This is a genomic window from Humibacter sp., assembly GCF_051954055.1.
Classification (GTDB): domain Bacteria; phylum Actinomycetota; class Actinomycetes; order Actinomycetales; family Microbacteriaceae; genus Humibacter.
Genome location: NZ_JBQCIE010000010.1, coordinates 46236 through 69444 on the forward strand (window position 1 = coordinate 46236; position 23209 = coordinate 69444).

Annotated in this window: 22 protein-coding genes, 1 tRNA gene and 1 pseudogene; 12 read left to right on the forward strand and 12 right to left on the reverse strand. The window is 68.5% G+C overall.

From position 1 onward, the window contains the following. Window position 1: 1 nt before the first annotated feature. The 4 genes from ACTHNC_RS00780 to argS all read right to left on the reverse strand — a co-directional run bounded on the left by ACTHNC_RS00780 (window position 2) and on the right by argS (window position 5489). Entirely contained in the window at window positions 2-1369 is a 1368-nt protein-coding gene (locus ACTHNC_RS00780) for a homoserine dehydrogenase (RefSeq protein WP_440292678.1), read from the reverse strand. Then, window positions 1366-2844, reverse strand: coding sequence for a diaminopimelate decarboxylase (gene lysA, locus ACTHNC_RS00785; RefSeq protein WP_440292679.1), 1479 nt, complete (start codon window positions 2842-2844; stop codon window positions 1366-1368). Before lysA ends, ACTHNC_RS00780 begins: the two co-directional genes overlap by 4 nt. 156 nt (window positions 2845-3000) lie before the next feature. Next, window positions 3001-3798: an LmeA family phospholipid-binding protein gene (locus ACTHNC_RS00790; RefSeq protein WP_440292680.1), complete on the reverse strand. Its 798-nt coding sequence runs from the start codon at window positions 3796-3798 to the stop codon at window positions 3001-3003. Between the two features lie 11 nt (window positions 3799-3809). Next, on the reverse strand, window positions 3810-5489 hold the full coding sequence (gene argS, locus ACTHNC_RS00795; protein WP_440292681.1) for an arginine--tRNA ligase: 1680 nt from the start codon (window positions 5487-5489) through the stop codon (window positions 3810-3812). Between the two features lie 333 nt (window positions 5490-5822). On the opposite strand from argS, the gene ACTHNC_RS00800 reads away from it, so the two are divergent. Continuing rightward, the gene (locus ACTHNC_RS00800) at window positions 5823-6416 is read left to right on the forward strand and encodes an iron ABC transporter ATP-binding protein (RefSeq protein WP_440292682.1); all 594 of its coding nucleotides are present in this window, start codon (window positions 5823-5825) and stop codon (window positions 6414-6416) included. Window positions 6417-6540: 124 nt separating this feature from the next. Beyond that, window positions 6541-6613, forward strand: a tRNA-Arg gene (locus ACTHNC_RS00805). Between the two features lie 475 nt (window positions 6614-7088). Here the strand turns inward: ACTHNC_RS00805 and ACTHNC_RS00810 are convergent. Continuing rightward, window positions 7089-7928, reverse strand: a complete 840-nt coding sequence (locus ACTHNC_RS00810) for a DUF3097 domain-containing protein (protein ID WP_440292683.1) — start codon at window positions 7926-7928, stop codon at window positions 7089-7091. A 66-nt stretch (window positions 7929-7994) separates the two neighbouring features. Between ACTHNC_RS00810 and ACTHNC_RS00815 the strand changes: the two genes are divergently transcribed. The 6 genes and pseudogenes from ACTHNC_RS00815 to ACTHNC_RS00840 all read left to right on the forward strand — a co-directional run bounded on the left by ACTHNC_RS00815 (window position 7995) and on the right by ACTHNC_RS00840 (window position 13473). Continuing rightward, a complete protein-coding gene (locus ACTHNC_RS00815) occupies window positions 7995-8987 on the forward strand; it encodes an SDR family oxidoreductase (protein ID WP_440292684.1) in 993 nt (330 codons plus the stop codon). A 151-nt stretch (window positions 8988-9138) separates the two neighbouring features. Beyond that, window positions 9139-9789 (forward strand): annotated as a pseudogene (locus ACTHNC_RS00820) (NADPH-dependent F420 reductase); the annotation flags it as partial. A 40-nt stretch (window positions 9790-9829) separates the two neighbouring features. Then, complete coding sequence (locus ACTHNC_RS00825) at window positions 9830-10687, forward strand: arginase family protein (protein ID WP_440292685.1); 858 nt, start codon at window positions 9830-9832, stop codon at window positions 10685-10687. 40 nt (window positions 10688-10727) lie between these two features. Next, entirely contained in the window at window positions 10728-12185 is a 1458-nt protein-coding gene (locus ACTHNC_RS00830; protein WP_440292686.1) for a dihydrolipoyl dehydrogenase family protein, read from the forward strand. Continuing rightward, window positions 12182-12613, forward strand: a complete 432-nt coding sequence (locus ACTHNC_RS00835; RefSeq protein WP_440292687.1) for a Fe-S oxidoreductase — start codon at window positions 12182-12184, stop codon at window positions 12611-12613. Before ACTHNC_RS00830 ends, ACTHNC_RS00835 begins: the two co-directional genes overlap by 4 nt. Further along, on the forward strand, window positions 12610-13473 hold the full coding sequence (locus tag ACTHNC_RS00840) for an SDR family NAD(P)-dependent oxidoreductase (RefSeq protein ID WP_440292688.1): 864 nt from the start codon (window positions 12610-12612) through the stop codon (window positions 13471-13473). The genes ACTHNC_RS00835 and ACTHNC_RS00840 overlap by 4 nt, the downstream gene beginning before the upstream one ends. A gap of 10 nt (window positions 13474-13483) precedes the next feature. Here the strand turns inward: ACTHNC_RS00840 and ACTHNC_RS00845 are convergent, their stop codons facing one another. Both ACTHNC_RS00845 and ACTHNC_RS00850 read right to left on the reverse strand, forming a co-directional pair. Continuing rightward, window positions 13484-13957, reverse strand: a complete 474-nt coding sequence (locus ACTHNC_RS00845; protein WP_440292689.1) for an SIP domain-containing protein — start codon at window positions 13955-13957, stop codon at window positions 13484-13486. Between the two features lie 24 nt (window positions 13958-13981). Further along, complete coding sequence (locus tag ACTHNC_RS00850) at window positions 13982-15424, reverse strand: amidase (protein ID WP_440292690.1); 1443 nt, start codon at window positions 15422-15424, stop codon at window positions 13982-13984. A 190-nt stretch (window positions 15425-15614) separates the two neighbouring features. On the opposite strand from ACTHNC_RS00850, the gene ACTHNC_RS00855 reads away from it, so the two are divergent. Genes ACTHNC_RS00855 through ACTHNC_RS00865 form a run of 3 tightly spaced genes read left to right on the forward strand, consistent with a single transcriptional unit; the run spans window position 15615 to window position 17664 of the window. Then, entirely contained in the window at window positions 15615-15977 is a 363-nt protein-coding gene (locus tag ACTHNC_RS00855; RefSeq protein ID WP_440292691.1) for a GntR family transcriptional regulator, read from the forward strand. Further along, a complete protein-coding gene (locus ACTHNC_RS00860; protein WP_440292692.1) occupies window positions 15974-16900 on the forward strand; it encodes an ABC transporter ATP-binding protein in 927 nt (308 codons plus the stop codon). The genes ACTHNC_RS00855 and ACTHNC_RS00860 overlap by 4 nt, the downstream gene beginning before the upstream one ends. Further along, window positions 16897-17664 carry a hypothetical protein gene (locus ACTHNC_RS00865; RefSeq protein WP_440292693.1) on the forward strand — a complete coding sequence of 256 codons (768 nt, stop codon included), beginning with the start codon at window positions 16897-16899 and terminating at the stop codon, window positions 17662-17664. Before ACTHNC_RS00860 ends, ACTHNC_RS00865 begins: the two co-directional genes overlap by 4 nt. 194 nt (window positions 17665-17858) lie before the next feature. Here ACTHNC_RS00865 and ACTHNC_RS00870 read toward each other — a convergent pair whose 3' ends face one another. The 5 genes from ACTHNC_RS00870 to ACTHNC_RS00890 all read right to left on the reverse strand — a co-directional run bounded on the left by ACTHNC_RS00870 (window position 17859) and on the right by ACTHNC_RS00890 (window position 21515). After that, entirely contained in the window at window positions 17859-18440 is a 582-nt protein-coding gene (locus ACTHNC_RS00870; protein ID WP_440292694.1) for an N-acetyltransferase family protein, read from the reverse strand. Window positions 18441-18517: 77 nt separating this feature from the next. Beyond that, complete coding sequence (locus tag ACTHNC_RS00875; protein WP_440292695.1) at window positions 18518-19207, reverse strand: uracil-DNA glycosylase; 690 nt, start codon at window positions 19205-19207, stop codon at window positions 18518-18520. Window positions 19208-19242: 35 nt separating this feature from the next. Next, entirely contained in the window at window positions 19243-19989 is a 747-nt protein-coding gene (locus ACTHNC_RS00880) for a Type 1 glutamine amidotransferase-like domain-containing protein (RefSeq protein ID WP_440292696.1), read from the reverse strand. Continuing rightward, on the reverse strand, window positions 19986-20729 hold the full coding sequence (locus ACTHNC_RS00885; RefSeq protein ID WP_440292697.1) for a potassium channel family protein: 744 nt from the start codon (window positions 20727-20729) through the stop codon (window positions 19986-19988). Before ACTHNC_RS00885 ends, ACTHNC_RS00880 begins: the two co-directional genes overlap by 4 nt. A 3-nt stretch (window positions 20730-20732) precedes the next feature. Beyond that, a complete protein-coding gene (locus tag ACTHNC_RS00890) occupies window positions 20733-21515 on the reverse strand; it encodes an SDR family oxidoreductase (protein ID WP_440292698.1) in 783 nt (260 codons plus the stop codon). A gap of 196 nt (window positions 21516-21711) precedes the next feature. Between ACTHNC_RS00890 and ACTHNC_RS00895 the strand changes: the two genes are divergently transcribed. Then, complete coding sequence (locus tag ACTHNC_RS00895) at window positions 21712-23040, forward strand: bifunctional o-acetylhomoserine/o-acetylserine sulfhydrylase (RefSeq protein ID WP_440292699.1); 1329 nt, start codon at window positions 21712-21714, stop codon at window positions 23038-23040. Window positions 23041-23209: the final 169 nt, after the last annotated feature.

Sequence of the window (23209 nt, forward strand, 5' to 3'; positions counted from 1 at the left end):
GTCAGGCTCCTTCAACTCGTAGAACAGAGGTCACGGCCACGACCTCATCGCTGTCGCGGAGGGTGGCGACGGTCGCCGCGAGGGCGGATTCGAACGCGACGTGCGTTCCGATCACCAGCGTAGCCGTGCCGAGTGGGGCATCCTGCTCGGCGGCCGGCGCCGAAGTGGCAGCGGATGCCGCTGTCGCCGGAGGCGCAGAGGCCACGGTCTGGGTCACGGTCTCGACCGAGACGTCGTGCGTCGCGAACACGGCGGCGATGCGGGAGAGCACACCAGGAGCGTCCGTCACCAGCAACGTTATCTGGTAGCGCGTGCGCACCGCGCCCACATCGAGCACGGGCAGATCGGCGTGCGTCGATTCCGCCACTCCTGGACCTCCCACCACGTGTCGTCGCGCCGCCGAGACGACGTCGCCGAGCACGGCGGATGCCGTCTGCAGCCCACCGGCGCCCGCCCCGTAGAACATGAGGTCGCCGGCGGCCGCGGCCTGCACGAACACCGCGTTGTGCACTCCGCGCACGGCGGCCAGCGGATGCTCCCTCGGTACCAGCGCCGGATACACGCGCGCGGAGACGCCCTCGCGTCCGTCGTCGTCGGTGACCCGCTCGCAGATCGCGAGCAGTTTGATCACGTATCCCCCTGCGCGGGCCGCATCGACCTGCTGCTTCGTGATGCCGGTGATGCCCTCGCGGTGCACGGATGCCAGCGGCACTGTCGTGTGGAACGCCAGCCCGGCGAGGATGGCCGCCTTGGCCGCCGCGTCGTACCCCTCGACGTCGGCGGAGGGGTCGCTGCGCTCGGCGTACCCGAGCTCGGTCGCGGTCTCGAGCGCGGATTCGAGCGTCTCGCCGGCGGCATCCATGCGGTCGAGGATGAAGTTGGTCGTGCCGTTCACGATGCCCAGGATGCGCTCCACCCGGTCCCCGGCGAGGCTGTCGCGCAGCGGCCGGATGATCGGGATCGCCCCGCCCACTGCCGCCTCGTAGTAGAGCTGTGCGCCCACCTGCTCGGCGGCCGCGAAGAGCTCGGCGCCGTGCTCGGCCAGCAGCGCCTTGTTGCCGGTGACCACGTCGGCGCCCGAGGTGAGCGCCAGCAGCACGTACTCCCTGGCCGGGTCGATGCCGCCCATCAGCTCGACGACGATGTCGGCGCTCAGGATGAGTGAGCGAGCGTCGGTCGTGTACAGCTCGCGCGGCAGGTCTGCGCGGCGCGGGGCATCCACCTCGCGGACGGCGATGCCGATGAGCTCGAGGCCGGCGCCGACCCGTGCTGCGAGTTCGTCGCCGTGGTCGAGCAGCAGTCTGGCGACCTGGGACCCCACCGATCCGGCGCCGAGCAGCGCCACCTTGAGGGTTCGGTACTCGATCACAGCGCCTCCTTCCGACGAGATCGGCCGAGCGGACCAGGGGCGCCTCCGTCGTGCGCAGCCGTACCGGCGGCGACGGCCGAGTGGCGCGCGCCCAGATCGCGCGCGAGAAGGTCGTCGACCGTCTCGCCGCGCACGAGCATCCGCGATCCACCGTCGCGCACCGCGACGACCGCGGGGCGGGCGAGGTAGTTGTAATTGCTCGACAGCGCCCAGCAGTACGCACCCGTCGCCGCGACGCCGAGCAGGTCGCCCGGTGCCACGTCGCCCGGCAGGTAGTCGTCGTTCACGACGATGTCGCCGGACTCGCAGTGCTTGCCCGCCACGCGCACGAGCACCGGATCGGCCCCCGACGTCCGTCCCAGGACGCGCGTCGAGTAGTCGGCACCGTACAGGGCGGTACGCGCGTTGTCGCTCATGCCGCCGTCCACGCTGACGTACAGCCGCTGCGCTGCCGTGCCGTCGGCGTCGAGCGCAACCGGCTTCGTCGTCCCCACCGTGTAGAGCGTGATCCCGGCCGGACCGACGATGTACCTGCCCGGCTCGAAAGCGACGGTCGGCAGCGGGATCTGCGCCGCCTCGCACTCGGCCGCCAGCACCTGGGCGACGCGGTGCGCCAGGTCTTCGATGCGATCGGGGCGGTCGGCATCCGTGTACGCGATGCCGAACCCGCCGCCGAGGTTCAGCTCGGGGACCGGGCCACCCGCCAGCAGCCGTGCGTGCACCGCGACCAGGCGAGCTGCCGACTCCGCGAAGCCGTCTGCGCCGAAGATCTGCGATCCGATGTGACAGTGCAGCCCGACGAACTCGAGGCTGGAATGCGAGCGGATGTCCGCGACGAGCCGCTCGGCATCGCCCAGCGCGACACCGAACTTCTGGTCTTCATGGGCCGTGGCGAGAAAGTCGTGCGTGTGCGCGTGCACGCCGGTGCGCACACGCAGTCGCACTCGCTGCCGGCGGCCGTGCGTCGATGCTGCGGACGCGACCCGCGCGATCTCCTGCTCGGAGTCGATCACGATGGTGCCGACGCCCGCGGCCACCGCCCGGTCGAGCTCGTCGTCCGACTTGTTGTTGCCGTGGAAGCCGAGCCGTGAGGCATCCACCCCGGCGGCCAGTGCGACGGCGAGCTCCCCGCCGCTGGCGACATCGATACGCAGGCCCGCCTCGGTCATCCAGCGGGCGATGTCAGTGCTGAGGAATGCCTTGCCCGCGTAGTACACCTCGGCCGCGGTGCCGACGCGCTCGAAGGCCTCCGTGAACGAGCGTCGCACGCGCTCGGCGCGGGAACGGACATATTCCTCGTCGAGTACATACAGCGGGGTGCCGTAGTCCGCGACCAGCTTGTCGACGCGGACGCCGCCGATGACGGCCACCCCATCGGCATCCCTGCTCAGGGTCGCCGGCCACACCTGGGGCGCGAACGCGTTCGCATCGACGGGAAGCTGCAGCCAGGCGGGGGCCAGCGGGTTGTCGGGCACGGTGGAGTCACCTCGAACTGGTCGGCGTAGCTGGCGAGCGGACCCGGATTGGCCCCTGAAGCCGAGGGAGAATTCCGCGCGATTGCGCGTTCCGGGAGTCTACCGGGGGCGGTATACCGAGCGCGAAAACGGCGGCGTCACATTACGGGCCGGGCATCACCCGCAGGAGCCGCGCTTCTGCAGGGCGTCGCCGCCGATCACCAGGTCGTTCGCGGTGACCGTGACGGTGGCGGAGCGTGTCTCGATGGCCAGACCCGAGGCATCCACGCCCTTCGGCAGATACTCCGCGATGCAGATCGGGATGTTCGAGGGCACCAGGTCCTTCGCGAATCGCGTCACGTCGAACGCGCCGCCTCCCGCCGTGACGCTCACACTGATCGGGGTCAGAACGATCGTGTCTCCGTCCTGCAGGGTGGGCGCGACGGATGCCGTGTAGCCGACGTCGATGCCGAGGATCTTCCCCGTGCCCTTCAGGCCAACCTCGTCGGTGTCCAGTGTCACGGTCGTGTTGTTCGGCAGCGCGACGAGGTTGTTGACGGCATTCTGCCCGATGACCATGGTGCCCTCGACGTGCTGCACCGGCTTGGACAGGTCGATGGGGACTCCGTGCGCCACGACGGTGGCGCTCAGCCGGTTGCCCTGAAGCCGCACGTCGTGCGACGACAGCTCGAGCTTCTCGAACTCTCCGGCGATGAGCTGCGGGATCACCGTGAAGCCGTCGATCTTGACGGAGAGGTCGTTCGCCGTCACGTCCGGCGGCAGCTCCTTCTGGATCTGCTCACGCACGACGTTCTGCGCCGCCTGCCGCAGCACGGCATCCGTCGCGAAGTACAGCCCGGTCAGCACGAGGAGACCGCCGACGATCCACACCACCGCGAGCTGGGCGCGGTTCAATCCGCTCCGGCCGGTGGAGTCATCCACAAATGCCGGAGCCTCGCTGCGTCCCGTGCTCACGCCGGATCGCCTCACATGCGCTCGGGAGCCGACACACCCAAGAGGCCCAGTCCGTTGCGGATCACCTGCCCGGTGGCGTCGTTCAGCCACAGGCGCGTGCGGTGCAGGTCGGTGACGGGTTCGTCGCCGAGCGGGATCACGCGGCAGTTGTCGTACCACTTGTGGTAGAGCCCCGCGACCTCCTCGATGTAGCGGGCGACGCGGTGCGGCTCGCGCAGCTCGGCCGCCATCGCGACGATGCGCGGGAACTCCTGCAGCGCACCCAGCAGGGCCGACTCGGTCTCGTGCGTGAGCAGTTCGGGTGCGAAGGCGCTGCGCGTCACCCCTGCCGCCTCCGCGTTGCGGGCGACCGAGCGGGTGCGCGCGTGCGCGTACTGCACGTAGTACACCGGGTTGTCGTTGCTGTGCTTGGCGAGCAGGTCGAGGTCGATGTCGAGCGGTGAATCGCTCGAGGAGCGAACGAGGGCGTAGCGACCGGCATCCACTCCCACGGCATCGACGAGGTCGTCGAGCGTGACGATGGTTCCCGCCCGCTTGCTCATGCGCACCGGCTCGCCATCCTTGAGCAGGTTGACCATCTGGCCGATCAGCAGCTGCAGGTTGACGCCCGGTGTATCGCCGAAGGCCGCGGTCATCGCCATCATGCGACCGACGTAACCGTGGTGGTCGGCGCCGAGCATGATGATGTTCTGCTCGAAGCCGCGCTCGCGCTTGTTCAGGTAGTAGCCGAGGTCGCCCGACATGTACGCGGGTTCGCCGTTGCTGCGGATGATGACCCGGTCTTTGTCGTCGCCGAACTCGGTCGTGCCGAGCCACACGGCGCCGTCCTTCTCGTAGACGTGGCCGAGTTCGCGCAGGCGCTGCACGGCGTGGTCGACCGCTCCCGAGGTGTGCAGGTCGTTCTCGTGGAAGTACACGTCGAAGTCCACGCCGAAGCCGTGCAGCTTCTGCTTGATCTCGTCGAACATGAAGTTCGTGCCGAGTTCCCGGAACACCTCCTGCTGTTCGGCCCGCCCCAGCGACGCGAGGTCGCCGTCGTAGGCGGCCACCACCTTCGAGGCGATGTCACCGATGTATGCCCCGCCGTAGCCGTCCTCCGGTGTCGGCTCTCCGAGGTAGCTGGCGAGGAGGCTGCGTGCGAAGCGATCGATCTGCGACCCGTGATCGTTGAAGTAGTACTCGCGCGTCACGTTCGCGGCCTCGGCCTGCAGAATGCGGGCGAGGCTGTCTCCGACCGCCGCCCAGCGAACGCCGCCCATGTGGATGGGACCTGTCGGGTTCGCCGAGACGAACTCGAGGTTCACGTTCACGCCTTGGTAGAGGTCGCCGTGGCCGTACTCGTCGCCCGCGTCGACGATCGTCTTGGCGAGCGCGCCGGCGGCCGCGGCATCCAGACGAAAGTTGATGAAGCCGGGACCTGCCACCTGCGCCGACGCGACGCCGTCGAGCTGCTCAGCCTCGTGAGCGATCTCCTCAGCGAGCTCGCGAGGATTCGCGCCGAGCGGCTTGGCCAGCCGCATGGCCGCGTTCGACGCCCAGTCGCCGTGCTCGCGGTTCTTCGGACGCTCCAGGCGGATGTCTGCACGCACCAGAATCGGCTCAGTCTCGGTGCACCCCTGCTCACCGCGTCGACGGTCCACCACGCGCGTGACGATGGCGTACAACTGGTCGGCGAGCTGATCGGGATTCACGACCGCCAAGTCTATCGGCGACTGAGCTGAGAGCAGCGCGAGCTCGCTCGCGCTGCCGAAGCGATGGAGCCGGTGAGCGGCGCAGCCGCGACACAGACGATTGAGGCTCGGCCGAGGGAGCTCGCTCACTCGGCCGTGCCGATTGAGTCTGTTGAGCGCGAAGCGCGAACATCGGCGGCGACAGGGGCACCGGCGCTCGCGCAAAGGGAACCGGACGACCGTCTTGCTATCCTCGTGCGCACGCGTCCCCCACCGCCGTCGAAAGCATCCCTCATGCCTTCAGCTCGACCCCGCCGTTCAGCACGGCCTTCTTTCCCACACCGCTCCGGGCAGGTGCGCGTCGCCACGGCCGCCGTGCTCGCGGCATCCGCTCTGCTTCTGGCCGGATGCCAGAGCGCGCCCTCGCCGACCGGCAGCGCCTCCGCGTCGGGCGGACCTACGGCATCGCACTCGCCCTCCTCGACTCCCAAAGTGTCGTCGACGCCGAAGCCCAAGCCCACCCCTGTCACCCTGAAGTGCGATCAGGTGCTCACGTCGGCGCAGCTCTCCGCTCTTGCTCCTCCGCTCTCCCCTGCGTCGGGATTCAAGCCCGACAAGGGGTCGGATGCCGCCAAGGCGCTCTCGTACGCCGGCGTCGCGTGCGGATACACGAACGCGTCGACCGGTCACACCGTCTCCGTGGCCATCGCGCGACCCGCCGCGAGCGACCTCACCGAGCTGAAGAACAAGGCCATCACGGACAGCCACGTAGTCCCGACCTATGGGGTGCCGCCGAAGGTGATGGGGTACTTCACCGTCGACGCGTCCGTCGGCGTCGCTGAGGCGTTCACCGGGGACTACTGGGTGGTGGCCGAGTCGAAGGACTTCATCGAGCCGGGCGACGCTGCCCCCGTGATCGCCGACGTGCTGGGGAATCTGCCCGGCTGAGGCATCGTTCCGCTGACGCATAATGCGGGTGCCATCGGCTGCGACCCGCAATTCGTGACCGCGGAACGCGAACGACGCGGTTGAAGCGTGGCTGCGATCGGATGCTAGCCTTGACGGGCACTGAGCCCCCATAGCTCAGGGGATAGAGCGTCTGCCTCCGGAGCAGAAGGCCGAAGGTTCGAATCCTTCTGGGGGCACCGGCGAAGCGATCACACGTTCATCCCCTCCCCCACGCGCACAATGAAGTGGGAGGCGCAACGTGCAGGACTCATCCGCAGAACGCGATAGCGAGGGCACCCAGCCCGTCATGGACGAGGGCGGCGACGCTGCGTGCTGGCTCAGCCACGTCTGCACCGAGTGCGGTGCCCTGGTCGAGGGAAGCACAGCGACTCCGTGCTGGCGTTGTGGCGCCATCCACGATCCGAGCGCGTGACCACGCGCGCCCTTCCACCCTGAGCCCTCTCAGACCACTTCGAACCTTGCACCGAGACGGGCATAGGTGGTCAGCGCTCTCCTGTCGCAGGTGATCAGGAGGATGTCCGCATCGCGCGCTGCCAACGCGACAAGCCCGTCGAAGACAGCGCGTGCATCCTGGCGAACTCGCCGACGAATTCCAGCGACTGGTGGCGAACGGGATGCGAGGCGAGGCGAACGCCGGCAAGGGCCGCCTGCTCACTCGCTGACGAAGTCGATGAGCTCCTCGACGCGCCCGAGGAACGCGGGCTCCAGGTCGCGGTACGTCGACACGGCGGACAGGATGCGCTTCCACGCCCGCGCGATGTCCGCCTGGTCGTGATGCGGCCACCCGAGTGATGCGCAGATCCCCTTCTTCCACTCGATGTTCTTCGGGATCTGCGGCCAGGCCTTCATTCCGACACGGTCGGGCTTCACTGCTTGCCAGACGTCGATGTACGGATGCCCGACGATCTTCACGTGCGCGCCGTGCGGTCCGCGCGCCACGGCATCCGCGATCCTGCTCTCCTTCGAGCCCGGCACGAGATGGTCGACGAGCACGCCGATGCGCTTGCCCGGTCCCGGCCGGGTGTCGTCGAGGATGCCCGCCAGATCGTCCACGCCGCCCAGGTACTCGACGACGACCCCCTCGACCCGCAGGTCGTCGCCCCACACCTTCTCGACCAGCTCTGCGTCGTGCCTGCCCTCCACGAAGATACGGCTGGCGCGGGCGACGCGCGCCGGAGCATCCTTCACGGCGAGCGAACCGGATGCCGTCCGCACCGGCCCCTTCGGCTTCGCGGACTGCGGCGCAACGAGCACCACCGGCTTTCCGTCGACGAGGTAACCGCCGCCCAGCGGGAACGCTCGCACCTTGCCGAAGCGGTCCTCAAGCTGCACGAGGCGGTTCTCGATGCCGACGATGGCGCCGGTGAACCCGGTATCCGCCAGCTCGACGACGAGGTCGTTCTCGGCGGCCACGGTCTTCGGCTGCTGGATGCCCCTGGCACGCCAGTTGCCGGAGAGCACGTCGGAGCCGTATCGGTCGTCGAAGGTCACCGGTACACGGTACCGACGGCCGCACCGGTCGGCGTGCAGGCGGGGCGAGGATGCCAGGATCGACGCATGGCTTCGAAGACGATCCTTTTCATCGGCGGCACCGGCACCATCAGTTCGGCGTGTGTGGCGCGCGCCCTCTCGCGCGGGGCGTCCGTCACCGTGCTCAACCGCGGTGAGTCGCACCTGCGTCCGCTGCCGGAGGGCGTGGAGGAGCTGCGTGCGGACATCCGCGATCCCGCCTCGGTGGATGCCGCCATGGGGTCGCGCGAGTTCGACGTGGTCGCCGAGTTCCTCGCGTTCACGGCCGAGCACGTGGCCTCCGACGTCGCGCGGTTCGCCGGCCGTACGGGACAGTACGTGTTCATCAGCTCGGCGAGCGCCTACCAGACGCCGCCGGAGCGGCTGCCGGTAACGGAGTCGACTCCGCTGCGCAACCCGTTCTGGACGTACTCGCAGAACAAGATCGCGTGCGAGGACCTGCTCGTGCACGAGTACCGCGAGAACGGGTTCCCGGCGACGATCGTGCGGCCGTCGCACACCTACGACCGCACCTCGATTCCGACCATGGGCCACTGGACCGACATCGCCCGCATGCGCGCAGGCAAACCCGTCGTCGTGCACGGCGACGGCACGAGCCTGTGGACCATCACGCACAACACCGACTTCGCGGTCGCGTTCGACGGCCTGCTCGGCAACCCGCAGGCGGTCGGCGACACGTTCCACATCACCGGAGACCACGCCCCGACGTGGAATCAGATCTACACCTGGCTCGCCGAGGCGGCCGGTGTGGAGCCACGGATCGCGCACGTGGCGTCGGAGACGATAGCGGTCATCGAACCGGATCTGGGACCCGGGCTCATCGGCGACAAGGCGAACTCGATGGTCTTCGACAACAGCAAGGTGAAGGCGCTGGTGCCCGAGTTCTCGACCACGATCACGTTCGACCGCGGTGCTTCGGAGATCGTCGAGTGGTACGACGCGCACCCGGATCAGCAACGCTTCGACCCCGACTTGGACGCCTCGTTCGAACGGATGCTCGCGACGATCCCCTCCGCCTGACGAGTTCCTGCCGTTCATAACTCCTGCAATTCCCTCGGTGGCCGCGCTCGGCGATCCGGAAAGCAGGCGCAGGCGGGTCGATGGAACAAGCGGCACCACCGAGTTGCAGGAGTTATGAACATGGCGGAGCGGGAATGAAGCTCGTGCGCATCGGGTTTCCGCTGCCATGACGACCATCGGACTCATCGGAGCAGGACACATCGGATCGCAGATCGCCCGTCAGGCGGTCGCGCACGGCTACGACGTGGTGGTGAGCAACTCCCGTGGGCCCGAGACGCTTGCAGACCTCGTCGCCGAGCTCGGCGCTCACGCACGAGCGGCCACCTCAGCGGGCGCGGCGGAGGCGGCGGACATCGCGGTCGTGACGATGCCGTTCAACGCCATCGAGCAGGTTCCGGTCGAGCCTCTTGCCGGCAAGCCGGTCATCGACACGAACAACTACTACTGGGAACGCGACGGGCACCGCGCCGAACTCGACGACTTCACCGAGACGAGCTCCGGGCAGTTGCAGCGCCACCTCGACGGCGCACACGTGGTGAAGGCGTTCAACCACATCTTCGCCTCGGCCATCACCGAGGACGCCCAGGATGCCGGCACCTCGGGCCGACGGGCACTGGCGATCTTCGGCGACGACGCGGTGGCCAAGCGCGCGGTCTCCGAGTTCATCGACACGATCGGGTTCGACGTGGTCGACGGCGGCCCGCTCGACGAGAGCTGGCGCATCCAGCGCGACACCCCCGGCTACGGTCCGCGAATGACCGCGGACGAGCTGCGCACCGCCCTCGCCGCCGCCAGCAAGTAGCACGATGGCCTCGACGAGAAGCGGGGCTAATCTGAAGCCCGTGCCGACTCGCTTTCTGATCGTCCCTCAGTGGCAGGGGTCCAGTTCGTCGCGGGCGATGCAACTGCTGGACGGCGCTGCGGCGATCGCCGGCGACCTGCCGGCATCCGCCACGACGACGGTCGACGTGCCTATGGAGGCCGGCGAGTCGCTCGGCACGGGAGTGCACCGGTTGTCGTCCATCGCCGCGATCCGCGATCGGGCGCTGGCGGCACTCACCGAGCTCTCCGCGATCGGCGGCGGCTCGGTGGTCACGATCGGCGGCGACTGTGGCGCGGAGCTGGCGAGCGTGGAGCACGCCGTGGCATCCCGCGAGCCGGGCCGGGTCGCCCTCGTCTGGCTGGATGCCCACGCCGACCTGAACACGCCGAACACCTCGCCCTCCGGCGCGTTCCACGGCATGGTGCTGCGCGCCCTGCTCGGCGAGGCGCCGGAGCCGCTGGCCGCGACGGGCACCGCAAAGCTCTCCCCGGAGGCCGTCGTACTGGCCGGAACGCGGGAACTCGACGACGGCGAGGCGAAGTACGTGGACGAGGCGGGCATCCGCACGCTGTCGCCCGACCGCCTGCACACCCCGGACGCACTCGTGGCGGCCGTCGAGGCCACCGGTGCTGAAGCGGTGTACGTGCACGTCGACCTCGACGTGCTCGACCCCGGCTCGATCTCGGGCGTGCAGTTCCCCGAACCGTTCGGGCTCACGCCCGACGAGCTCGTTGCCGCGATCCTCGCGCTGCGAGGGCGCTTCGACCTGGCCGGCGCCGGAATCATGGAGTTCGCGCCGCGGAACCCGGATGCCGCCTCCGACGACCTGCCGGTCATCCTGCGCATTCTCGGCGCGCTGACGAAGCAGAACCCATAACGGCCGGTCCATGCCGGGAGCGCGCCGATAGTCTGCCCGAATGAGCGAGATCGAGTACGACGTCGTCGTCATCGGCGGAGGTGCGATCGGTGAGAACGTCGCCGACCGCGCAGTGCAGGGCGGGATGCGCACCGTTCTGGTGGAGTCCGAACTGGTCGGGGGCGAGTGCTCATACTGGGCGTGCATGCCATCGAAGGCTCTGCTGCGCAGCGGAGCACTGCTCCGAACGGCCCGGAACGTGGACGGCGCGAAGCAGGCCGTCACCGGCGAGCTCGACGTGGCCGCCGTACTGCGCCGCCGCGACAAGGTGACGAGCAACTGGAAGGACGACGGCCAGGTCGAATGGCTGAACGGCGCGAACATCGACCTCGTGCGCGGCCATGCCCGCCTGACCGGGCCGAAGCGCGTCGAGGTGACGGCGGCCGACGGCGAGGTGACCACGATCGCCGCGAAGCACGCGGTCGCCGTGTGCACAGGGTCCGCGTCGATGCTGCCCGACATCGATGGTCTGATCGACGCCGATCCCTGGACCAGCCGCGACGCGACGAGCGCTCAGGAGCTCCCGTCGTCGCTCGCCATCATCGGAGGCGGCGTCGTCGCCGCCGAGATGGCGACCGCGTACGCCGGATTCGGCGTGGACGTCACGGTGATCGCGCGCAGCGGCCTGCTCGGCAAGAACGAGCCGTTCGCCGGCGAGCTCGTGCAGCACTCCCTCGAGGACCTCGGCGCGAAAGTGCTGATCAGTGTCTCTCCGGTGCGTGTGAGCCGGGACGAGACGGATGTCGTCACCATCGAACTCGACGACGGCTCGCGGGTGACGGCCGACGAGGTGCTGGTGGCGACCGGCCGCATCCCGCAGACTCAGGACCTCGGACTCGAGACCGTCGGGCTGAGCGGCGGCGACTGGTTGAAGGTCGACGACTCGATGCGGGTGCTGGATGCCGGGGGTGGCATCCTCGGAGGCGAGCAGGATGCGTGGCTGTACGCCATAGGCGACGTCACGCACCGTGCGCTCCTCACCCACCAGGGAAAGTACGACGCACGCATCGCTGGTGACGCGATCGCCGCCCGAGCCAAGGGCAGGACGCTGTCGCTGACGCCGTGGTCGACGTACGCAGCGACCGCTGATCACGCCGCCGTGCCGCAGGTGACGTTCACCGATCCGGAGGTGGCGTCCGTGGGGCTGAGCGCGGCGGAGGCGGAGAAGGCGGGCATCCGGACCAGGGTCGTCGACTACGACATCGCCTCGGTCGCCGGTGCGACGATCGCGAGCGACAAGTACGTCGGCAAGGCGCGCATCGTCGTGGACGAGGACCGCAAGGTTCTCGTCGGAGCGACATTCGTGGGTCTCGAGGTCGGTGAGCTGCTGCACTCTGCGACGGTGGCGATCGTCGGCGAGGTCACGATCGACCGGCTGTGGCATGCTGTGCCGTCGTATCCGACCCTGAGCGAGGTGTGGCTGCGACTGCTCGAGTCGTACGGGCGCCCCGCGGAATGAGCGCGGTTCCGTCGCACGTGCACGATCTCGCCCGGTCGCTACGCACGGCGCTGGCCGAATACCGTCGCCTGCCGAGGCTCTTCCTGGTCGACTCTGCACTCTCCGACCTCGGCTACCGCTACGCCACGGCAGTGGGCTTCGTCTGGGGCATCCTCTGGAGCGTCGGCCGTGTCGAGCGCCGTGAAGGGCTGTGGGTCTTCCGCGGGATGCCGCGCCTCACGTTCGGCCGCGGAGGCTCGTGCGTCGGCGGCTGCTACTTCACCGACCACAACGTCGCCGACGAGGTGCTGGAGCACGAGGCCGTGCACAAACGGCAGTGGCAGCAATACGGCATGCTGTTCCCGGTGCTGTACGGGCTCGCAGGACGCGACCCGCTGCGCAACCGATTCGAGATCGAGGCGGGCCTCGAGAAGGGCGGATACCAGTGAGCGACCGCGATCCGGAGTCCGTCGAAGGACGCACGCGCACGATCGTGATCACCGGCGCCAGTTCGGGCATCGGCGAGAGCGCCGCGGCGACGCTCGCACAGCAGGGCGCCCACGTGGCCGTCGTCGGACGCAACGCCGAGCGCACGAGGGCCGTGGCCGACCGCATCGGCGCGGATGCCTTCATCGCCGACTTCGAACGGCTCGACGACGTGAGACGGCTGGCATCCGAACTGCTCGACCGCCTCGAGCGCATCGACGTGCTCGCCAACAACGCGGGCGGGCTCTACCACGAGCGCGGGGTCACCGTGGACGGGCACGAGCGAACCATCCAGACCAACCACTTCGCCCCGTTCCTGCTCACGCATCTGCTGCACGACCGGCTCGTGGAGAGTGCGATTCAGGCGCCCGTCCGCGTCGTCAACACGGCGAGCATGGCCAACGCGTTCGGATCCCTCGACCTCGACGACCTCGACTGGGAGAAGCGGCCGTGGCGCGGCGGATGGCAGGCGTACGGCACGTCGAAGCTGGCGGGCATCCTCTTCGCACGTGAGCTGGGGGAACGCCTCACCGGAACCGGCGTCACCGCATACTCGTTCCACCCCGGGACGATCGTGACGCGGTTCGGGGAGCAGTCCCCGCTCATCCGGTTCGGCAACCTCGTGACCGGCGGACGCTACGGCCGCTCGGCCGACAGCGGCGCGGGCCCGCTGGTCGCCCTGGCCGCAGCACAGACCGTCGGCGAACCGACCGGAACCTACTTCGACCGCTTCACGGCGAACGGCCGCGTGAACAAGCAGGCGCGCAACCCGCAGCTCGCGCGCGACCTCTGGTCGACGACCGAACACATCCTCGGCCTCTGACTCGAGCTGGTCAGTTCGCGCGAGAACCGCGCCGCAGGCCGTAGCGCCCCGGGGCGGCGATGTGCGCCTCGGGCATGCCGACCCCGCCGGCGAGCACCTCGTACACCTGGCTCACACCGCGGAAGTCACCGGTCAGGATGGCCTGCGTGTCGCCGGGACCGTCGCACAGCATCTCGGCGGTCCACGCCCGCACCGCCCGTCGCAGGGCCTGCCCCGGTGCGCAACGCTCCCCCGTTCCGGGGCGACCGCCGCGAACGGACCGCGGCAACCACGTGACCGTCATGCGCATCGGCACCTGGAGAGGGAAGACATCCTTCGGCTCCGCCACCTCCACGAAGACCCGGCCCGTGGCGCACAGCGGAAGGAGCGCGAGCTGAATCTGAAGCTCGGCGAGCGACGTCTCATCCGCCGTCACCAGGAATTGCACGCGGTCGTCGCGGTGCGCGGTGGCGCCGGTGTGCGCGGAGTGTTCGGGCTGGTACATGACGGTACCAGTATAAGGCGAGCCTTACCTAAGGTTTGCCGTGTCCCAAACAGCGGGCCGACGGTCCTGCCAGTGGATGCGCCGTTGCAGCTGCGCGCCGAGGGAGAGCAGCACGGCCTCGCCTCCGGGCCTGCCGATCAGCTGCACGCCCATCGGGAGACCGTCGGATGTCTGCCACACCGGCAGCGTGATCGCCGGCAGTCCGCTCACGTTGAGCATCGATGTGAACGGCGTGTACTGAACCTGCTGGGCGAAGTTGTGTTCGGCGTCCTCCGCGTCGTACCAACCGAGCGGCCGCGGCGTCATCGCCAGGGCGGGCGTGAGCACGGCGTCGAACGTCGAGAGCTGCCGGATGAGCGAGCGCTCGTACGCGGTGAGCGCGGCGAGCGCCGCACCGAGTTCGCGTGCGCCGACCGCTCTCCCCTGTTCCACCAGCCAGCGGGTGAGCGGCTCGAGCAGCGCCATCGCCTCCCCCTCGGCGGGGATGCGCGCGGCGCCCGCCTTCCAGAGCGTGATGAACGCCGGGCCGTAGGTCGGGTCGGGGGTCAGGGCGATCTGCTCGATGCCGTGGCCGAGCGCCGCGAACTCGTCGGCAGCGCGATCCAAGGCGGCGAGCGCGTCCGGGTCGAGGTCGATCTCATAGTCGAGATCCCACGCGCTTGTGGTCATCACACCCAGCTGGTAGCGGCCCTCGCCGCGCACGGCGGCGCCGAGGAAGGCCCTGTCGTCTCCTGGTGCGACCACGGCGAACCGGTGGTCGACCCGCCCGTTCCGCCGCGCGATCATGCCGTCGAGCAGCAGCGCGGCATCCTCTACCGTGCGGGCGATGGGGCCGTCGACGACAAGTCCGCCGAGCGACTCGAGCCCGCTGCCCGACGGCACCCGGCCGCGCGACGGCTTCAGCCCGACCAGGCCGCACGCGGCGGCCGGGATGCGGATGGATCCCCCGCCGTCCGACCCCGGCGCGAACGGCAGCATGCCGCTCGCCACGGCGGCCGCCGCTCCCCCGCTCGATCCGCCGGCGCCGCGCTCCAGACCCCACGGCGTGCGAACCGGAGGCGCAACGAGCGTCTCGGTGTAACACGGAAGCCCGAACTCCGGCGCGCCGGTCTTGCCGAGGCTGACCGCGCCCGCGGCATCCAGGTCTTGCACGATCTCGTCGGACTCCTCTGGCACGTAGCCGGCCAGCAGCCGCGATCCGAAGCCGGTCGGCACTCCGGCGCGCTGCCACAGATCCTTGTCGCCGATGGGAAGGCCCCACAGCGGAGCAGAACGGGGAACGGATGTCCGCACCAGCTCCGCCCGCTCGCGCGCGGCATCCGGCGTCACGGTCACGAACGCGCCAACCAGCGGATTCAACGCCTCGATACGTTCGAGGTAGTGGTCGGCGAGCTCGAGCGGCGTCACCTCGCCCCTCTGCAGCAGGTTCCACTGGTCGAGGGCGGTCAACTCGTGCAGGTCGGTCACGGCTCGAGCCTATGGTGGTCGACCTCCCCCGGTTCATAACTCCTGCAGAACGTCGCCGAGCGTCGTGCACCACTCAGTGTTCGCGCGGCAGCCGTCGAGACGAGCGACCGTTGTGCAGGAGTTGTGAACAGAGAGCGTTGACAGCGCTTCGTGGGTTAGTTACTGTACTAATGAACCAATGAGGAGCGCGGTGATCGACGAGAGCAAGCCGATCTTCCAGCAGATCGCGGAGCAGATCGAGAACGACATCATCGCAGGCAGCCTGCCGGAGGAGAGCCAGGTGCCGTCCACGAACGAGTTCGCCGCATTCCATCGGATCAACCCGGCGACGGCCGGCAAGGGTGTCGGCATGCTCGTCGACGACGGCATCCTCTACAAGAAGCGCGGCATCGGCATGTTCGTGTCGACCGGTGCGCGCGAACAGCTGCTGGCGAAGCGACGCGAAAGCTTCAGAGACGACTTCGTGCTTCCGCTTATCTCGGAGGCGAAGAAGCTCGGACTGTCACCGGCTGAACTCATCCACCTGATCACTCAAGAAGGAGAAGCATCGTGACCGAAACGGCCACCCCTGTGGTCGAGGTCGACGGCCTCACCAAGCGCTTCGGCGATGTCGTCGCACTTGACGACGTCACACTGAGCGTGCGATCGGACGCCATCACGGGCCTGCTCGGACGCAACGGCGCCGGCAAGACCACGCTCATGCAGACCATCACCGGGCAGGACTTCGCCACCTCGGGCACGATTCGCGTGTTCGGCGAGCACCCGGTGGAGAACGCCAAGGTGCTCTCGCGCATCTCGTTCATCAAGGAGAGCCAGAAGTATCCCGACGAGTTCAAGCCGAAGCACGTGTTCGCCTGCGCGCCGTGGTTCTACGAGAACTGGGACGCCGATTTCGCCGCTCGGCTCATCGACGATTTCCAGCTGCCGGTGAACCGCCGCATCAAGAAGCTGTCCCGCGGGCAGCTCTCGGCGGTCGGAGTCATCGTCGGCCTGGCCGCACGTGCGCCGCTGACGTTCTTCGACGAGCCCTACCTCGGGCTGGATGCCGTCGCGCGGCAGATCTTCTACGACAGGCTGCTCGAAGACTACGGAGAGCACCCACGCACGATCATCCTGTCCACGCACCTGATCGACGAGGTGGCGAACATCCTCGAGCATGTCGTCGTGATCGACAAGGGCCGCATCATCATGGACGAGTCGGCTGAATCCGCCCGCGAATCGGCGACCACCGTCGTCGGTCCACGCGGCGCCGTCGACGCGTTCGTCGCCGGTCGCAAGGTGCTGCACCGCGAAGGCGTCGGCGGGCTGGCCTCCGTCACGGTGGAGCGACTGGATGCCGACGAGCGGCGGGATGCCCTCGCCTCCGGCCTCGAACTCGCTCCCGTTTCGCTGCAGCAGCTCATCGTGCGCACGACCAATTCGACCGCCAACGAGTTCGCCGAATCGGCCACGACATTGAACGGAGTCCGGTCATGACCGCCATCAGCTCGCCCGCCGCCCTCGCGGACACCGTGGCCGTTCCCAGCGCGGGTCAGCGCGTGTGGAACGTCACACGGCTGCACTTCGCGAACACGTTCAGCATGATCGCGCTGCCCTGGCTGATCATCGCGTTCGTCTACCTGGTGAACCTGGTGATCTGGATCTCGATCTTCGCGTCGACGCACGAGCAGCTCACCGGGACGCAGTGGTCGGGGGCGACGATGTACATCTTCGTGTACTTCGGAATCGCGGCCGTTCAGGCGATGAACCTCACGTTCCGGTTCGCGATGGGCATGTCGGCGACTCGTCGCGACTACTACCTCGGCACGTGGCTGGCGTTCGCACTGCAGGGCGTGCTCTTCACCGCGGTGTGCACGCTTCTCTCCTACGTCGAGGACTGGACGAGCGGCTACGGCATGAACGCGCACATGTTCAGCAACATCTACATGGGCAGCGGTCCGCTCTGGGAGCGCGTGCTCACGACGTTCGGCGCGTTCATGTTCTGCTTCGCGCTCGGTGCCCTGGCCGGCAGCGTCTACGTGCGCTGGCGCGCGAACGGCCTCTACGCGCTGGGCGCGATCGTCGCGCTCCTCGCAGTAGGGTTCGTCGCGATCACCACCCTGTCCTCCTCGTGGCCCGCGGTGGGCGAATGGTTCGTGCAGGTGCGAGCGGTCGGCGTGGTGGCCTGGTTGCTCATCCCCATGGCGATCGGCGGACTCGTCGGGTTCTTCGTTCTGCGCAAGGCACCGTCTCGGGCCTGACCGCGAACTGGACGAGGCCTGCCGCATCCATCCCGGATGCCGGCAGGCCTCGATTCATACAGCGCCTTCTCGACCACCCGTTCGGGCGACCATCGGCGGAGGTGAGATCACTGTATGGCGGGCCACCGGCATCCGTCAGCCGTTATCACGAATTGATAACGACGATGGGGTGAATCCATAGGAACGCCGCGCTGTCAGTCCTTGAGGCTCTTCTGCATGAGGATCGTGCCGAGCCACCTGCCGAACTTGTAGCCGACGTGGCCCATGCTGCCGATCTCCTTGAAGCCGAACGCCCTGTGCATGGCGATGGAGGCATCCGCTCCCTGGTCGGCGATGACGGCGATCATCTCCTTGAGCCCCGCCTGCTTCGACCGCTCGATCAGCGCCTGCATGAGCACGGTGCCGAGTCCCTTGCCGGTGGATGCCTGCCCCAGGTAGATCGAGTTCTCCACCGTGAACCGGTACGCCTTCTTCTGCTTCCACGGCGTGACGAGCGCGTAGCCGAGGATCTGCCCGTTCGGCGACTCCGCGACGAGGAACGGCATGCCGAGCTTCGCCAGGTAGGCGTATTTCGACTTCCACTCCTTCAGCGACATGGTGTCTTCGTCGAAGGTGACCGTGCTGTTGGTGACGTAGTAGTTGTAGATCTCGCGCACGTGCGGAAGGTCGGCGGGACGGGCATCCCGCAACTCGTACGAGAACGGAGCCTCGGGGGCCTCCTGCCTGCGCAGGTGCGGCGGCAGCACCCGACGGGTCTCGTATTCCTCTTCCAGCACGGCGACCAGCGTAACCGGAGCTTGTTGCACGTCTGTTTCGAGCGGCCTCGCCCTGTTTCCGTCGTGCTACGGCTGCGTCACCCGAGCGTCCAGTCCACCGGCTTCCCGCCCTGTCGCTCCAGCAGCTCGTTCGCGCGGCTGAACGGCTTGGAGCCGAAGAAGCCGCGATCGGCGGAGAGCGGGCTGGGGTGCGGCGAGGTGATGACCGGCGTGGAGCCGAGCAGGGGCCTCAGGTTCGCGGCATCCCTCCCCCACAGGATCGCGACCAGCGGCGTTCCGCGGGCGACGAGCGCACGGATGGCGTGCTCCGTCACGCGCTCCCATCCGACACCGCGATGCGACGCGGGCGCTCCCGGCCGCACGGTGAGCACCCGGTTGAGCAGCATGATGCCGTGCTCGCTCCACGCCGTGAGGTCGCCGTGATTGGGCGTCTGCAGCCCGATGTCGCTGCGCAGCTCTCGGTAGATGTTCTGCAGGCTGCGCGGCACAGGTCGCACGTGCCGTTCGACGGCGAAGGAGAGGCCGATCGGATGCCCCGGTGTCGGGTATGGGTCCTGGCCGACGATGAGCACGCGCACGTCGGCGAGCGGATAGCGGAACGCGCGCAGCACGTTCGCCCCGGCCGGCAGGTAGGGACGCCCGGATGCCACTTCGTTGCGCAGCCAGTCCCCCATCTGCGCGATGTCGCCGGCGACGGGCTGGAGCGCCTCGGCCCAGCCGGGGTCCATGGAGCCGTCCGCTGCCAGCTCGACGAGCGTCTTCGCCATCTACCGGATGCTCCCCGCTGCGTCCGCCGAGCCGGTCACCGCATGCTCCGCACGAGCACACCGCGGTCGTCCTTCGTCACCGCCCAGACGGTGCCGGAGCCGCTGGCGCGCAGTGGACCGGATCCCACCGCCAGCACGGTCGCCTCGTCGATGGCGATCACCTCGTCGACCGCTCCGGAGTCCACGGCGGCAATCGCGCGGGAGAGGTTCCCCCACTGCACGGCGTGCACGTCGACCGTGACGTCGATCAGCCCGAGGCCCTCCTCGATCGTGAGCTCGTCGAGGTCTTCCGCGGCTTCCTGCGCGACGACCTCGATGCCGCCGATGAGCCATCCGCCGAGCAGCGCGCGGTCCGGGGCGATCATCGCGCCGGCCGAGAACCCGAGATAGGGCACGCCCGTCTCCACCTCACGTCGGATGCGCGCGGCCAGCGGGGCGAACGCGCTGAGGTAGGCGGGCGTGAGACCGCCTCCGACCAGGATGCCGTCGGCACCGTCGAGTGCGGACGCGGGCATCGGCTCGCCCTCCGCCACGACCGTCGTCGTCACCTCGACGGGGCGGTCGCCCGCCACGTTCTGCACGACGGATGCCAGCGTGTTGCCGTGGCCGGGATGCGCGTCCTCCCGCACGGTGAGAACCACGATCCTCGCCGCACGCTCCGCAGCTTCTGTCGCGGATCGATGCGCCGACGCTGCTCTCGCGACGGCCTCTGACACGAAGCCGCCATAGACCGCTTCGTCCGATCCGTCCCGGAAGCCGCCGCCCACCAGGAACACGCTCATCGAGTCTCCTTCTCCTGCCCAGACGGGCGATCGATCGATTCCCGCGCGGCGTCCTCGCGGTCCTCCGCGCCGGGAGCGTGGCGCCGGATCGCGTCGTTGAAGTACGAGACGACGGTAGCCGTCGTGACACCGACGATGACGATACCGCTCAGCATGAGCATGACGGCCAGCACCCTGCCGAGGGTCGTGACCGGAACCATGTCGCCGTATCCCACGGTCGCCATGGTGACCACGGCCCAATACAGGGCGTCGCCGAGGTTCAGGATCGTCGCCCCGCGCGCGCCTCGTTCGGCGGCGACCACGGTCACCGAGATGGTGTAGAGCCACAGCACGACGAAGAGCAGCGCATACGTGACGACGCGAGCGCGAATCGCAGATCCGTCGTGTTGTCGAAAGAACGGGATGCGCCGCAGTTCGCGCAGCGCGCGGAACGGCCGGAAGATCGGCAGGAGAGCGGCCAGCAGGTCGGAGACGTTGGCTCGAACGAACGACCACTTCTGCGGCGACAACAACAGCCGACCGACGTAATCCGCGATGAAGACGACCCAGATGATGCTCAGCACAGTGACGAGGGCGGTGCGCTCGACGAGCGGCATCGTGGGATCCAGGCAACGGATGCTGTAGACGACGATGAAGATCAACGACAGCACCAGGAACGGCCAGGTGCTGATCCGCTCCCAGCGCTGGACGGCGCGTCCCCGCGCAGAGTCGCGCGTCGAGCGATCGCCGGCCGGGGTCATCCCTCAGTCCTTGCCCGCCACGCGCAACGGACCGTGGTGGAAGCGGTACGACGCGGCCTGCGCCACGGGTTTGACGACGATCAGGTCGAGGTCGACGTGCGCCGGACGCTCGAGCGCGTCGACGATCGTGTAGGCGACGTCGTCGGCCGTGAGCGGCTCAGGCACGTTCGCGTAGACCGCGTCGGCCCGTTCCTTGTCTCCGCCGAAGCGCGAGAGCGAGAACTCCTCGGTCTGCACCATTCCCGGCGCCACCTCGATCACGCGCAGCGGCTCACCGTTCAGCTCCAGCCGCAGCACCTCCGTGAGCGCGTGCTCGGCGAACTTCGCGGCGTTGTATCCGCCTCCGCCGACGTACGCGTTGTGCCCGGCGATCGAGGTGACGTTGAGGATGTCGGCGTGCCCGTCGGCGTCCGCTGCCTCGCGCAGCAGCGGGAGAAGTGCTGAGATCACGCGCTTGGTACCCAGAACGTTCACGTCGTACATCCACGCCCAGTCGTCCACCGAGGACTTCTCGACGGAGTCGAGGCCGCGGGCACCGCCGGCGTTGTTGACGAGCGCGTGAACGCCGCCTCCGGATGCCACACGGTCGCGCAGTGCGTCGACATCCTCCTGCACGGTGATATCGGCGGCGAACGCCTCGGCTCCGGTCTCTCCGGCGAGCGCCTCGAGACGGTCGGCGCGGCGCGCAACGGCGACAACGTTCCATCCGTGTTCCCTCAGCAGCCGCACCGTCGCCTCGCCGATGCCCGTGCTCGCTCCCGTCACCACTGCCCGTCTGGATGCCATGCCCACCATTCTGGCCGCCGGACCACCGACGACCACAACCACGCGCAGTTACGCCGTGTTGCACTTCCCTTGGGCGCCGGATGCGGCGCGCCTAGCCTGTACAGATCGACGGCGCGCCAGGCGTGCCGAACCTGAAGCAACCCAATCCATCACGTCGTGCCAATGGCACACCCGAGCACCGATCGGAATGAGAATCATGACCGACGCCGCGAAGTGGCAGTTCGAGACCAAGCAGATCCACGCGGGCGCCGCCCCCGACCCGGTGACCAACGCCAGGGCGACGCCGATCTACCAGACCACGTCGTACGTGTTCAACAACTCGGACCACGCGAAGAACCTCTTCGCGTTGGCCGAGTTCGGCAACATCTACACCCGCATCCAGAACCCCACCCAGGCCGTGGTCGAGGAGCGCGTCGCAGCGCTCGAGGGCGGTACGGGAGCGCTGCTGCTCTCATCCGGCCAGTCGGCCTCCACGTTCGCGGTGCTCAACATCGCCCAGGCCGGTGACCACATCGTCTCGTCGAGCTCGATCTACGGCGGCACGTACAACCTCTTCAAGTACACGCTCGGCAAGCTCGGCATCGAGACCACGTTCGTGGAGAACCAGGACGACCCCGAGGAGTGGCGCCGCGCCATCCGGCCGAACACGAAGCTGTTCTTCGCCGAGACGGTCGGCAACCCGAAGGTGAACATCCTCGACATCGAGACGATCGCCGGCATCGCGCACGAGAACGACGTTCCGCTCATCGTCGACAACACGATCGCGACGCCGTACCTGATCCGCCCGTTCGAGCACGGCGCCGACATCGTCATCCACTCGGCGACGAAGTTCCTCGGCGGCCACGGCACCACGATCGGCGGCGTGCTCGTCGACGGCGGCCACTTCGAGTGGTCGAAGCACGTCGACAAGTTCCCCGGCCTCACCGAGCCCGACGAGTCGTATCACGGCGTCAGCTACACCCAGGCGGTCGGCGACGGCCTCGCCTACATCATCAAGGCCCGCGTGCAGCTGCTGCGCGACCTCGGCGCCGCCATCGCGCCGAACAGCGCCTGGCTGCTCATCCAGGGCATCGAGACGCTGTCGCTACGTGTCGAGCGTCACGTGCAGAACACGCAGGAGATCGCGGAGTTCCTGGAGAGCCACCCCGATGTGGCGTCGGTGAACTACGCCGGCCTCCCCACGAGCCCCTGGTACGCGGCGGCGAACAAGTACGCACCGAAGGGCGTCGGCGCGGTGCTGTCGTTCGAGCTGAAGGGCGGAGTGGATGCCGGCCGCGCGCTGGTCGACAACCTCAGCCTGTTCAGCCACCTGGCCAACATCGGCGACGTGCGCTCGCTCGTCATCCACCCCGCCTCGACCACGCACTCGCAGCTGTCTCCGGAGGAGCAGCTGAGCGCGGGCGTGACGCCGGGTCTCGTGCGCCTCTCGGTCGGACTGGAGAACATCGACGACCTGAAGGCCGACCTCGAGGCCGGTCTCGCGGCCGCCCGCGCCGTCGCACAGACCGACACCGTCACCGCCTGATCGCAGCAGCCACACGAAGGGACCCGGCAGGAGCCGGGTCCCTTCGTTCGTCTCCGCCCAACGCGATCCCCCGGTTCAGGTCGCGAAAACTGACCGTACGGTGCGCCCAGCAGGGCCCATTTGGCGACCTGAAAGGGGTGGGGGTTTAGGAAAACCGCGCCCGCCCCGC